A 13476-nucleotide genomic window follows, 5' to 3' on the forward strand; every position below is an offset into this window, starting at 1 on the left:
TCATGTGGCTTAAACACCTCAAGTCTAGGTTCTATAAAAACCAGAGTCAATGCAGATATTTAGACCAGCAAGCGAGTTATTTTGACGCGGGCGCACAGATGACAAAGAAGTCGGTCTTGTTTTCATGACCTCGGTACCGAAGCTCAAGACCTTCATCGATGGCACTTTCTGCAACGATGGTTTTTTCACCGTCGATATCAGAAGCGTGAAGTTCGATACGGGATTGCTGAGATAAAGATCCAGGCTTTAAAGTCATCATCACTGACTCGCCGGAGCGAGCACTTAGAATTTCTTTTCTTAAGTTAGCTTGACCATCCCAGTGAACTGAAAACTCTTGTGCCCTGCGGTTTTCACCGATTTTTCCAAGATGGTAAGAGCAGCGAATCAGATTCGACGGAGCGGTTTTTCTTCTAAAAGATTTATCAGAAAGACAAACTGTTTCGACTTCTTTTTGAGTATAATGATTGGTTACTACCGTTCTCAGTTGCGAACCCAAACCGGCGCGCACCGAAAAGCTATCGATACCTTTATTTTGAGAAAGCTGCACTTCGCCCAATGCTGAGTGTTCAGCCCTAGCCGGGGTTGCAATAAAGCGAGAACGACCATATTGCCCACCCAATAGAGACATTAACCCAAACTCTTCTGATTTTCTTCCATTCCAAGGCATGTCAGTGAAACTTTGCTGGCGTTGCGGGTTAAAAATATTGAGTTTGCCAAAAAAAGAACGGTCTTTTAGATCCATGGCGTTCACAACACAGCGAATGGCGCTATAAGCCGGTAAAGTTTCAATGCGTGTCGGTTGAGTCCCTGAACATTGCGCCGAATACGCGTGGGAGCGTTCATTTCTTGCGCAGTTCTGGTTGCGAGCATCATCTAAAAGAGCGTTACAGAAGTCTTTTTTGTTATTGAACTTGTGCGTGCCAGTCGTGCAGCGATTGGCTTCTGTAAAAGTATAGCTTAGTTCCTCAAAGGTACCTGGGACCGCTGGCGTGGCTGGAGTCGGAGTTGCCACGGGTTTAATTGGAGTTAAAGGAGAACCACCGCCACCATTAGAGCAAGCGCCCAATGATAGAGCTAAAAGTGTAAAAGTGATGGTTGATTTGAATTGCATGGCAAATCCTCCTTACGAACCAACTGCCGTTGTTTCAAGGATCCTGCCAGAGTTAAAAAGATTTAAAGAAGTCTATAGACTTAACAACTATCAAAAAGTTAGACAGCCTGCCAAATCAGGGCGTCCTAAAAATGTCTTTTCCATTCGATTTCTTTAGCCATGTATTCAGAAAGCTGATGCTGCTCTTCCTTCAAACGAGCTTCACTCCATCCTAGCTTTTCTTGGAAAACAGCACCGATTTCATCAAGGTTATGCAACCCGTGGTTTCGGTCGGCTAAGAATAACGGAACTCTGCGCGCATAAAAATCCGTAAGATGTAAGCACATCGTTGCATCGATGGCCTGGGCAGCTTCAAGTTGCAAATAACTGTAAGCAGAAGAGTATTTATTTAAAATCTGCTCCCCTTCCATTCCATAGCGTTCAGCTAGTAAAGTCATATCTGCACTGGATTTGCCTGTTTCACTTGCCCATACATCAGCAAAACTTAAAGCTTGCTGGAAAGATTCAGGCGAAGTGTACGAGTTTAATGGGACGGCTGTATTAACCGCGGAAAAACGAGCGCGATCTTCGATTGAAAAATAATGAAGAGCTTTATCCACCGTCTGCTGGCACATCAAACGATAAGTTGTGTATTTTCCACCAGCAACAAAAGTCACTCCGCGAGGATCGTTGATAATCGTATGTTCGCGGCTGGTTTTTCCTTCACTAGAAGAGCCGTCATGCACTAGCGGTCGTACGCCCGCGTAACTTGCAATCACATCATGGGCTGTCAGTTCAGCTTGAGGGAAATAGTGATCGATAATTTTAAGCAAATAAACCACGTCTTCAGGCGTGGTCGTCACTTCCTCAGGCGTTTCTTTAAAATCTGTATCTGTAGTTCCGATAATGATCATTTCATGGCGAGGAATACCAAAGACAATACGTTCACTTTTTTCTGCGCCCATCACCACCGCACTTGAAAGTGGCAGGCGATGTTTTGGTAAAGTTAAGTGAATACCTTTGGTTGGACGAAGAATCTTTTTCCAATCATAAAATAAACTTTGTCCTAGTTCATCAGTCCACGGTCCCACACTGCTAATCACGTGACGACATTTGATAGTGAATTTTTCCTTAGAAACCTGGTCAATACATCTTACGCCGGTGATGTGACCATGATCGAAATCTGCACCGATGCCCTTAACGTAATTTACGCATGTAGCACCAAGTTCATTTGCTGAACGCAAAGTTTCATGCACCAAGCGATCATCATCCATGTAAGCATCAGAATAAATGTAAGAACCTAAAAGGTTCGTCGTGCGAATTGCAGGCATACGTTCCGCGGTCATGCGCGGGTTTAAGCGTTCGTGCATTTCAGGAGCTTGAAATAAGGAAAGAGCATCATATAACCACATGCCCATTCCCATTTTTGCCATGCCGACACGGCTTTCTTCATAAAGCGGAATCATAAATCTTAATGGGTGCACTAGGTGCGGAGCCATTTCAAATAGACGTGTTCGTTCATTTAAAGCTTCAAACACTAATTTGAATTCCATGTTTTCTAGATAACGAATTCCACCATGAATGAGCTTGCTCGATTTTGAAGAAGTCCCTGAAGCAAAATCGCGGGCTTCAATTAGGGCCACCTTCATTCCGCGGGCAGCGGCGTCTCTTGCGACTCCTGCTCCGTTAATTCCTCCCCCGATGACGACCAGATCAAATTCTTGATTTTTCATCTTATTGATATTCTGGATGCGATTAGCGAAAGAGAAATTTTTCATTTTAAGATCCCTTTGTCGTCTTGACAGAAAGTGTTCCCGGCTGCCAGCCTTCGGGTTTAAAACCTTTTACTGAATTCGGGACTCCGTTTTCATTCGGGAAGTATACGCGTTGCAGATTTTTTTCGCGGCCTAACTTATACGCCAATTCACACAATTCATCGCGAGCCTGCAAAGAGTTGTGCTGAACATGTTCGACCCACAAAGATTGGGTGTGGCCATCAAAGAACAACAAAGGTTGTGCGATAAAATAACCCATCAGTTGATTGGTTTCTTTATCTAGAGCTAGAAAACTCCATCCCAAAGCGATGTAATGATTTAAAGCTTCAACTCTATGTTTAGAGTTCCAGCTTGCTATCATGCGTTCCATTTCATCCGGATAGGCTTCGGTAAGCTTCTTAGTTTCTAAGTCCAAAATATTTTGCAAATCTTCCGGCTGAATCACGCGGCAAAAAAGGGTCATTGCCTGGGGTCTCCTTGTCATTTTTCTTTTCTTATTTCATACTATGCGCCTATGAAATACAAAGACTATTCCACAGACATCTGGAGCCGCATAAATACAACACTGGACCAAGTTTTAAAAGAAGATCCCAACCCCGTAGCAGCTTTTGATGCGGATGGAACTTTGTGGGATATCGATCTTGGCGAAACTTTCTTTCATTATCAAATCGACAATAAACTTGCACCGTTGCCCCCACATCCGTTCGAACACTATGAGGATATGAAGGCTGAAAATCCGGAGAAAGCCTACCTTTGGCTAGCTCAAATTTGCAAAGGTCAAAGCCTGCAGCAAATTCATCAATGGGCTGTTGAAGGCGTTAAAGAGCAGCATCCCCTTCCGATCTTCTTAGAGCAAAAAAAGCTGATCGATTTGTTTCTTTCAAAAGGCGTCAAAGTTTATGTCGTAACCGCCTCAGTGAAGTGGGCTGTCGAACCGGGTGCTGAGATTTTGGGTTTAACCAAAGATAGCGTGTTAGGTGTGGAAACCCATGTGGAAAACGGGATTATCAACGATCAACAAAAAGGCATCATCACTTATCGCCAAGGGAAGGTCGACGCTTTGCTTGCGGCAACGAATGGCAAAAAGCCATTCTTTGCTTCGGGTAACACGATGGGTGACTATCAATTACTGCAAAATGCCACGCATTTAAGCTTAGCGGTCAGCGCCGCAGCTCGTGATGATAAGTTATTTAAAACTGAATTTGAACTTCAGCAGAACGCTGAAAAATTCGGATGGCTTTCTCACCGTTTTATCTAAAAAAAAAAGCCCGCATTTCTGCGGGCCCGTTAATCTAATTTAGAATACCATTTCGCAGCGAACACCCATTAAAGCTTCTGGGGCTTTTTCCACCGCTTTAGCGGCTTCCGTGACTTTTGGCGATGAAGACCACATGTCTTTTAATTCTGCCCAACCAAGTCTTACTAGATCCTTATGAGAGATCTTTTCTTGAATCACTAAACGCTTATACATAAGCATCGGGTGAGACTTCGCCAGTGACTTCATAAGTTGAGAAATCGATAAAGAGCTTCCGCTATCTGCTAAAAGCTTATTCACGATCACCATGCCGCGATTTAAACTAATAAACTCATAGGGAAGTTTTAAACCGTGATCCATGGCCCACGCGGTCCAATGTTCGATGGAAGCATTCTTTTCTTTTCCAGAAAGAATGTTCTTCATGCGCTCTTGAACCAAAGATTTAAATTGAGTTTCATTCACGGTATTTTGCGCCTGATTGCTCATTCTCCAGAAGGCACGAGCGATCAACTCAGGATTTTTTAATTCAGTACCCGCACCTAATACCATCACCTGACGTTGCAAATGTTCTGGCAAAACACCGCCCATTCCGTAATCAAGAATGTTTACGCGAATTTTTGGATCCGTCAGCTGAATCATGAAGTTACCTTGGTGCAGATCTGAGTGGTAGAAACCACCACCAAATAAAACTTCGCTAGCCCACACGCGCGCCATGGCTTCAATCACGCTCTTTTTCAAGCCCGGTGCCACAGATGCGTAAGTCGCGACTTCTTTATCAAGTTTTCTGCCGATAACCATTTCTTGAACCATGAACTCTGATTTGCCTTTACCTTCATAAAGAGCCGGTACATGAAACTCAATCCAGTTTTTATATTCTGGAGTGTTCATTAAAACAGTTTTTTCGTAACGAGTCTTAGCGATCTTTTGTCTTTCAATTGTATCTTCTTGGTTAAGCTCTGCCGTCACCGTGGCGGTGATATCTTCAACTACTGGAGCAAGCTTCGGCGCCCCTGTTTTTCTAAATTCAGGATTGCTATCTAGAATTTCAGCTACTGCAGTAAGGATTCTTTTATCTTCTGCTACACGGTCTTCAATATTTGGTTTAATAAAGCGCACAACCACGTCTTGGCGTTTTCCATCTAAAACGATTTTTGCACGGTGAACTTGCGCCATTGTGCCCACGCCCAACGCCTTTCTTTCAAAGTACTCGAATTGATAGTTTTTCTTTTCAGCATCGACCATGTCGTTGACCTGAACCCATGGTACTGGTCGTACTGAGTTTTCAAGACGTCTGAAGACTTCAAGCATCTCTGGATTCAAATCAGCCTGGCGAGCAACAACCTGCAAAAGCTTTTGCAATTGCGGACCGCTATTTTGCACCATGATTTCAAACTTCTGCATGTCTGTAAGATTTAAATTTCCACCTAAATAAGAGGAAACGATAAGTTTCTTAGAAGCTGGGCTTAGACGAGAGAAATATTCACTGAACATCGTCTGCATGAAAATACGCATCGTCGCATCTTGTTGTTGGGCAAAACTTGATTCCGCCATTTTTTCACCAACGCGGTCTAATTCTTTCATACGGTCCGTTAAAAGAGCGTCAGTTTCATTCATCGCCCATTTTTCAGCGATCTTCATTCCATCTGGATTTTGTGCTAACGCCAGAATCTGACTGCCGATGGCTTCTAATTGTAATTGCGAAGCCCCACCGTTTTTTTCAACCATGGCTTTAAGCTTGTTTTGTTGCCATTCAATATATTGATCAATTTGTCTTTGCACGCGTGGGCTGTCAGATTTGAAGGTCATCATCGCGCGCGGACCGCGTTTTTCAATCAGATCTAAATCAAGTGCAACACTGTGGGTGTCAGGCCATTCGCCACGAAATTGCGCCATGAACTCGCCAAAGTTTTTCACTTTAACTTCTTTGACTTCAGCTTTATAAACGCCACCAAAATATTTTTTAGCGCGATCTAGGATTTCCTCTTTCTTAGCTTCGCCTTCACCTTGCGCTACCAAGGCATAGGTCATTGCCAAGCGTTGTTCGAACGACAAATAAAGCTCGCCACCCGAACTTGCCGGTGCGGCCGACGCAAATCTTAGGACCAAAAACAGAGCTATGACTGCAAATTTAATTTGTCTCAACATGATACACTCCCGAATTTTCCGAATTCACGGGATTAAATATGCATGCCTTGGGCCTTACTAATCGCCACTATATGGGGTTCTAAGAGGGAAATGCTTTTACAGTGCGCAAGAATGGCACTTTGATTTGTGATGCTAAAATAAAAAAAGGCGCAAGCTTCCTCGCGCCTTTTAAGAATGAAATTCTAAATTGATTAAGCTTTGCCAACGACTTTTTCTAGATCCGCAATCTCTTTAGGAACTGATGAAGTCATATTCTCACAGCCGCTTGAAGTAACACGGATGTTATCTTCGATACGAATACCGATACCGCGATATTTCGCTGGAGCTGAAGAATCATCTGCAGGAATGTACAAACCTGGTTCTACAGTAAAGCACATGTTGGCTTCAAGTGGACGTGGTTCGTTCTTTTTATAGTACAAACCAGCATCATGCACATCCATACCTAACCAGTGACCGATGCCATGTGGGTAGTATTTTTTCTGTGCAAGGGCTTGAATCAAATCATCTTTACGACCTGACAACAAACCAAGATCAAGCATCGCATCGGTTAAAAGCGAAGTGCCCATATCGTGTAAATCTTTAAACACGATTCCTGGTTTTACGTAATCAAGGATCGCCTTTTGTACTTTTAGTACAGCTTCATACACACGCGCTTGTTCATCAGTGAACTTTCCGCTGACTGGGAAAGTGCGAGTGATGTCACCTGTGTAGTAATTGTATTCAGCACCAGCGTCGATTAATAAAAGATCGCCGTCTTTGCAGACTTGATCGTTAAAGTTATAGTGCAAAGTCGTTGCTGCATTTCCTGATGCAACGATTGGGTGATAACCTTCACGCGCTGAACCCTTCATATAGAAATGATGGGCAAGCACACCTTGAACTTGTCTTTCAGTAACACCAGGACGAGTAAAGCGCATTGCCGCCAAGTGACCTTGGGCAGAAATCTCACACGCCTCACGCATTTGCGTCAGTTCGTATTCTGATTTAATCAAACGTTGTTCACCCAGTAAGGTGTCAGCGTCATGAATAGACAGCAAACCATAACCAGTACGGCCGCTCATCTGTTTCACAGTTTGCAGGATGCCCGCCATTTGTTCATCAAGCTCTTTATTTTTATAAAGGCGATAGTAAACGCGATCGACTTCCTTTAACAATTGCGGGGCCACTTTCGTGAACTCATCAATTGGATAGGCTTTGTCGATTTTAAATTCGCGCTCGCAACCTTCTGGTCCATAGCGGAAGCCATCCCAAGTTTCTCTTTCAGGATCGCGACGGCGTACGAACATCACTGATTCTGGATTCATGCCAGGACGAAGAATCAAAATAGATTCTGGTTCTTCCCAACCTGTTAGATAAAACAGGTTTGAATCCTGACGATAAGGGTGGTGCACATCGTGATTACGAATGTGCTCGGGGTGAGCAGAAACCACTAAAGCTCCGCCGGTAATTTCTTGACCGACTTTTTTTCTACGTTCTGCAAAAATACTCATATCAAAAGTGGGTTTTCTCATTGTGCTCTCCTAAAGGCCCCATTTGCGCGTAAGAGTTTTTAATTGGCGAGCGGCTGAATCAGCACCCTTCGCCATGATCTCACGACGTTTTTCAAAATCCATAATATCATAACCTGATGTCTCAAGGGAAATGACAGAATCAATTCCTGGCAAAGGCTTACTATATGATCCCGCGATCTCAGCCCATAAGACGTTATCGGTCCCCGAAGGATCAGGGACATAGGCTTTACCCGCAGAAGGTGGCTGCAGGACGTTAACGAAAACGATGAAGTTCGCCCCTTTAGATCTTAGGTAATTAGCTAAAGCCGTGATATCGCGAACCCCGGCAACAACACCCTCATAAGGTTTAAAGAACGGCGGATAAGCCATGCACTGATACATGACTTGATCCACACTGCCGCGATTCATCAGATACACCTGGTTTTTCTTTAAGCTATTTGCCGGGCAAGCAAATGGAACTCTGAAGTCTTCAGGTTTAATACGGTTGAATGCCACGTTTAAGAAATCGCGAAGGTTGGTGACGTCGACATTTTTGCTAGCAGCACCTAACAGTGACTTTTTTAAAATCTCTTCATCCTTTAACTTAAACATCTGCCATTCTACATCGTTAGCAAGTCCCTTATTGGCATAGAGTGCTGCCATAGGTGCTGCGAACTCTACGCCCCCAATTGCTTGCACAGGAACTTTCGCGCGAGTCAGCTCGTGCAAAAAACCAATGTGCGCAAAAGTCTTTGCTCCCCCGCCGCCTAAGATAATTCCGATTCTAGGCATCGTGGGAATCACAGGTGCTGGTGGAGGTGGCGGTGCAGGTGGAACTTCCGCAATTTCCTCTTCATCATCACGATCCGGAATTGGCGCTTGCCCCACTGGCGCGCTCGGTTGACCCGGACGAGGCACAGGTTGCTTAGGTACATCTTTTCTAGTGCGGATCGTTTGACAACCCACCATGAATAACAGAGCTAGCGCCCCGCAAGTAGCTCGCATCACAGGAGATTTATTTTTGCGCGAAGATAAAGAACTCATTATTTCCGTCCTTTCCTTGAATCGGCGAAGAAAAATAATCCAGCACTTTTAAGTTTTGTTCTAAACAGATCTTTTTAATTTTATTTTCAACGTCCTTAAACAGTGAGGCATCTTTGACTATACCCCCCTTTGCAAGGCCGTCAACGCCGACCTCAAATTGGGGCTTAACAAGACTTAAAAGACAGCCTTCAGTCTTAAGAAAGCCAATCAGTTCCGGGATGATTAAAGAAATGGAAATAAATGAAACATCCATCACGATCAGATCGAATTTTTCTTTCGGAACTGCAGCAGCGACAGTGGAATCTTGGGAAAGGCCTCTGGCATTAATGCCTTCGATTACTTTTAACTTGGGATCAGATAACAGACTTGGATGAACTTGGCCGTGACCAACATCCACACCCAGGACGAACTCAGCACCATTTTTTAAAAGGCAGTCCGTAAATCCACCAGTCGAAATCCCCACATCTAGTGCTTTTTTTCCGGCAACAGACAGTTTCAAATGCTCTAATGCACCTTCGAGTTTTAGTCCCCCACGGGAAACGAACCGATTGGCAGGACCTGAAGTCACTTCAATAAACATATCGGCCGTGACTGCAAAACTAGATTTCTTTAAAACTTTTTTTTGCGTTCCTTGAACAAGAAACACCTGCTCAGATTCAATAAGTTCTTGAGCATGGGTGCGCGATTGAGCCAGTCCCTTTTCAACAAGATGGACATCTAAGCGCGACTTTTCAGACATGACTAAACCTTACGGGTTTGATTGTAGGTAATTAGATATTCAAGCATCGGTGCTTCAGCAGAGACTTTGTGAAGTTCAGCTAAAGTATTTTTACTAAGCTCGTTAAGGTACTGCTTAGTTTCTTCTAAACCGATGATGCCAGTGAAGCTGCGGATGTCTTGTTCTTTTTCACCGTGATCTAATACATCATCAGCGACTTGGAACGAGATCCCCAAACCTTCACCGAACTTTTTTAAAGCTTCGATTTCAGAAGGTCTTGCGCCTGCGATGATTGCGGCACCTTCCACGGAAACGCGAATCAATGCTCCCGTTTTTAACAGATGCAAATGCTTAAGTTCTTCTTTCGTGAAACGACGATCACCCGCGCGAAGATCAATGGCTTGGCCACCCACCATGCCGCGAATACCGGCAGCTTCTGAAAGAAGACGAGTTAATTGTCCGACTAGAACTGTAGTATCGCTATAACCTTCTGCCACTAGCAAGAAAGCTTCCGTCAATAAAGCGTCACCCGCAAGCAAAGCAAAGTCTTCACCGAAGACTTTGTGGTTAGTCGGTTTACCACGGCGAATGTCATCGTTATCCATGCATGGCAAATCATCATGGATCAAAGAATATGTGTGAATAAATTCAACCGCAGCAGCAAAAGGTAACATCTTACTTGGGTCACAACCAAAAAGCTCTCCCACTAACAAAGATAAAACCGGACGGAATCTTTTTCCGCCATTGGTGCCTGAATAAACCATGGCCTTGCGTAATTCTAAAATGGCATCTCCCATGGGAAGCTGCATTTTTTCAAAGTACTGCTCTACATACTGATTCACAGCGTGTGTGCGGGCGGCGATTTCTTGATCAAGCTGAATGGCGAAATCCAAAACTAGTTTTCCTCTGGGGTAAAGTCAGCCACTACGGGTTTACCGTCGGCACCTACTGACATCAAAATTTTAACTTTTGCTTCAGCATCTGTAAGACGTTGGTTGCACTCTCTAGAAAGTTTCACGCCCTCTTCAAAAAGTTTCAGGGATTCTTCTAATGCCAAATCGCCTTTTTCCATTTTTTGCACAATCTCTTCAAGACGGCCTAATTTTTTTTCGAAATCCATTTTATTTTCCCTTCACGCTGTCGACAACAGCAGTCAGTGATCCTTCAGCCAAGCGAATATCGATAAGGTCTCCCTTTTTCACCTGACCACCTGCCTTAATTACTTCGCTATTTTTGGTTACAATCGAATAACCACGGTCCACTACTTTCAATGGGCTTAGGCTATCTAAAATAGCCATATACTTAGAAAGGCTGGATCTTTTACGATCTAAAGAGTGCACAAGCGCTTTATCTGCGCGAGCCATTAGGAATTCCAGATCTTTTCTTTTTTCATCGATCAGATCTTCTGGCGTTCCCAGTTTTTCCGTTAACAATTCCACTTTGTGATGACGAACTGAAAACAATCTTCTTAAGGCAAATTCAAGACGATTTAAAAGATCGTCGTTACGCAGATTTAAATCCTGCAAACGTCTTTGAGGATCAATTAAGCCTTTTGATAAACCTAAGATTCGTTGATGCAAAAGCTTCATCTTTTTTTCAAGACTGAAAGCAAGCAAGCGCTCGAAGTTTTTAATCTTAGCACTTAGCTCGCCAGAGCTTTTCGCGACTAGCTCTGCCGCTGCTGATGGCGTTGGCGCTCTTAAGTCAGCGACGAAATCGGCAATGGTAAAATCAATCTCATGGCCTACGGCCGAAATGATCGGAATGGGACTTGCGGCAATTTGTCTTGCTAGCACTTCGTTATTAAAGCACCACATGTCTTCAATGGAACCTCCACCGCGACCAACAATGATTGCATCAACATCCGGAAGATTGATGGCCTTTCTTAAAGCCTCCCCAATCAGCGGAGCCGCAGATTCACCTTGAACGATGGTTGGCACCACAGTCACTTGAATGCTTGGAGCGCGTCTTGAAAGAACATTTAAAATATCGCGGATCGCCGCACCCGTCGGAGAAGTAACAACCGCAATATGACGAGGGAAAGTTGGTATCGGTTTTTTACGAGCCGATTCAAACAAGCCTTCGGCTTTTAATTTCATCTTCAGTTGCTCAAAAGCTTTTTGCAAAGCTCCAGCACCGACAGGCTCCATCATGTCACACATTAGCTGATAGTTACCGCGCGGCTCATACACAGAAATGCGACCGCGAACGATCACTTCCATGCCGTCCGTCGGTTTAAATTTTAAACGCGCGTTGTTCCCGCGAAACATCACCGCTGTGATTTGCGATTTAGAATCTTTTAAACTGAAATAGAAATGCCCTGAGGTGTGAGCTTTGAAATTTGAAATCTCACCCTTCACCCAAATCACACCGACTTGGCCTTCAAGCAGTTGTTTGATGTAAACATTCAACTGTTCAACAGAAAGAACTGAAGGCTCATTGCTTTTTGTGGAAACTTCATTGGCGCCAAGGCTTAGTTGCGCAGAAATTTCGGATTTTCTAAGGGCTTGATTAGAGACGTCAGACATACGCGCCCAAGGCTAATCCTGGGGGCCGTTTGAGTCAAGTCACGCAGACTTTATTCTTAGGTTTTCACTCTTATAAAGAGGAGTACCAAACGTTTTGTGCGGCCCATAGCCCGCCGACAAAGAAACACACCCAGCCAAGGGATTTATGGCGCGCTAAGTTCTGATACATCTCTCCCATGCGCTCTTGGCCAATCCGCACCAGGAAAGGATTTTCCAGCACAACTACCATAAGTAGTCCATACAAAAAAACGACGAAAGGAAAAATAAAATCTAACTTTTCAGGTGTCATATTCAATTTATCGGAGTTTTGCGGGAAAGTAAGAGTCTTGGATTATTGACGGAAATAAGAGACGTGATAATATTATGAAATAGGGTTCGACGGCGTAAAGCTCATCGAAAATAAACCTTACAAGCATATAATTGGGGACCGTCCCTGACAATGGTGAGCAAGCTCAGCTCGTACTGAGAAGCCTAAAGTTGTTATCATGGTGACCCACCTTAGCTAAAACAGGTTTAGGTTTCAGAGTAGCCATCGGGCCTTTTTTTTATTTCTACGCCCGATCGCTTTTGTGTCTCAGATTGAGATTTCCCTAGCGAGCATTAATAATCTGAATATATTTTTCAAGCCTGACTGGAGTTAACATTCCGTTAGCGTCTTCGGTAAAACCAAGAAGTTCCAAAGTCGCAGTCACTGATTCTTTTGAACCAATCTTTAAGCCGCCACACTTCATCGTGCAACCTAGGTCTAAGATTTCATTTGGCTTCATCTTGCTAGGAATTCCTAAAGCCGCCAATTTATAATCATGGTAAACGCACTCGTTTGCTCCCAATGACGAAGAGAATTTCAAAGTCAGCATGATCGGTAAATAAGGAGTCGCAGTTAAATTAGAAATACGAATCTGCGGAATATCAACGTAGGGCGAAAGAATGTCAGGCACAGTCGATCCATCTTCAAAAGCCATGCAGCTTAAGGAATTGCCGTGAATCACAAAAGCATCTTTTTGTGACGCAAATTCGACGGCTGCAAAACTTGTAGAAGACCATAGAAGTAATAAACCCAAAGTGAATAATTTCATAGAAGTGTCCTTTCGCGAATACGAATAGCATAGTTCCGCTGAGACTGAATTCAATCTGCAAGTTCTCAATATGCTCCACAAGATTTCGTTCAAAGAAATTTACCGGGACTTAGCAAGCTCTTTCCCCGTTTCAAGGTGATACAAGCTGTTTAGAAGTTCGACGCTTTCACCAAGACTTTTAGTAACATTTTAGCCCTCGAATCGTTCAGTCACATATCCTTAAGTCCGATAAGCTCAGTATGAGTTTAGTTAGGAATATCAGGGCTTTTGTTATAGCTCTCTCTCTAGTTTTATCAGCATGTGGTGGCGGCTCCTTTGAGAGTAACGACTCATCTTCCAATTCTCCAGCCGCAAC

General features: G+C 43.8%; 12 protein-coding genes and 1 other RNA gene. 2 read left to right on the top strand and 11 right to left on the bottom strand.

The window, feature by feature from the left end; genetic code table 11:
• Window positions 1-76: 76 nt before the first annotated feature.
• From MNR06_RS11040 to MNR06_RS11050, 3 genes are all read right to left on the bottom strand, one after another.
• Window positions 77-1111, bottom strand: a complete 1035-nt coding sequence (locus MNR06_RS11040; protein ID WP_243535999.1) for a hypothetical protein — start codon at window positions 1109-1111, stop codon at window positions 77-79.
• A 125-nt stretch (window positions 1112-1236) separates the two neighbouring features.
• A complete protein-coding gene (locus MNR06_RS11045; RefSeq protein ID WP_243536000.1) occupies window positions 1237-2868 on the bottom strand; it encodes a glycerol-3-phosphate dehydrogenase/oxidase in 1632 nt (543 codons plus the stop codon).
• Between the two features lies 1 nt (window position 2869).
• Complete coding sequence (locus MNR06_RS11050; protein ID WP_243536001.1) at window positions 2870-3328, bottom strand: hypothetical protein; 459 nt, start codon at window positions 3326-3328, stop codon at window positions 2870-2872.
• A gap of 51 nt (window positions 3329-3379) precedes the next feature.
• On the opposite strand from MNR06_RS11050, the gene MNR06_RS11055 reads away from it, so the two are divergent.
• Window positions 3380-4123: an HAD family hydrolase gene (locus tag MNR06_RS11055; protein ID WP_243536003.1), complete on the top strand. Its 744-nt coding sequence runs from the start codon at window positions 3380-3382 to the stop codon at window positions 4121-4123.
• A 39-nt stretch (window positions 4124-4162) separates the two neighbouring features.
• On the opposite strand, the gene MNR06_RS11060 is transcribed toward MNR06_RS11055, so the two are convergent.
• The 7 genes from MNR06_RS11060 to xseA all read right to left on the bottom strand — a co-directional run bounded on the left by MNR06_RS11060 (window position 4163) and on the right by xseA (window position 12045).
• Window positions 4163-6265 (bottom strand): AarF/UbiB family protein, encoded by a 2103-nt coding sequence (locus MNR06_RS11060; RefSeq protein WP_243536005.1) that lies wholly within the window; start codon window positions 6263-6265, stop codon window positions 4163-4165.
• Window positions 6266-6456: 191 nt separating this feature from the next.
• Window positions 6457-7776: an aminopeptidase P family protein gene (locus MNR06_RS11065; RefSeq protein WP_243536006.1), complete on the bottom strand. Its 1320-nt coding sequence runs from the start codon at window positions 7774-7776 to the stop codon at window positions 6457-6459.
• Between the two features lie 9 nt (window positions 7777-7785).
• Window positions 7786-8799, bottom strand: coding sequence for a patatin-like phospholipase family protein (locus MNR06_RS11070; RefSeq protein WP_243536008.1), 1014 nt, complete (start codon window positions 8797-8799; stop codon window positions 7786-7788).
• Window positions 8771-9538, bottom strand: a complete 768-nt coding sequence (locus MNR06_RS11075; protein WP_243536010.1) for a TlyA family RNA methyltransferase — start codon at window positions 9536-9538, stop codon at window positions 8771-8773. Before MNR06_RS11075 ends, MNR06_RS11070 begins: the two co-directional genes overlap by 29 nt.
• Before the next feature lie 2 nt (window positions 9539-9540).
• On the bottom strand, window positions 9541-10410 hold the full coding sequence (locus MNR06_RS11080; RefSeq protein ID WP_243536011.1) for a polyprenyl synthetase family protein: 870 nt from the start codon (window positions 10408-10410) through the stop codon (window positions 9541-9543).
• 2 nt (window positions 10411-10412) lie between these two features.
• The gene (locus MNR06_RS11085) at window positions 10413-10637 is read right to left on the bottom strand and encodes an exodeoxyribonuclease VII small subunit (protein WP_243536013.1); all 225 of its coding nucleotides are present in this window, start codon (window positions 10635-10637) and stop codon (window positions 10413-10415) included.
• Window position 10638: 1 nt separating this feature from the next.
• A complete protein-coding gene (xseA, locus tag MNR06_RS11090) occupies window positions 10639-12045 on the bottom strand; it encodes an exodeoxyribonuclease VII large subunit (RefSeq protein ID WP_243536014.1) in 1407 nt (468 codons plus the stop codon).
• Window positions 12046-12412: 367 nt separating this feature from the next.
• Between xseA and ssrS the strand changes: the two genes are divergently transcribed.
• Window positions 12413-12590: non-coding RNA, 6S RNA (gene ssrS / locus MNR06_RS11095), on the top strand.
• A gap of 45 nt (window positions 12591-12635) precedes the next feature.
• Here the strand turns inward: ssrS and MNR06_RS11100 are convergent.
• Window positions 12636-13121, bottom strand: coding sequence for a hypothetical protein (locus MNR06_RS11100; RefSeq protein WP_243536016.1), 486 nt, complete (start codon window positions 13119-13121; stop codon window positions 12636-12638).
• Window positions 13122-13476 lie beyond the last annotated feature (355 nt).

Source organism: Bdellovibrio reynosensis (genome assembly GCF_022814725.1).
GTDB lineage: Bacteria > Bdellovibrionota > Bdellovibrionia > Bdellovibrionales > Bdellovibrionaceae > Bdellovibrio > Bdellovibrio reynosensis.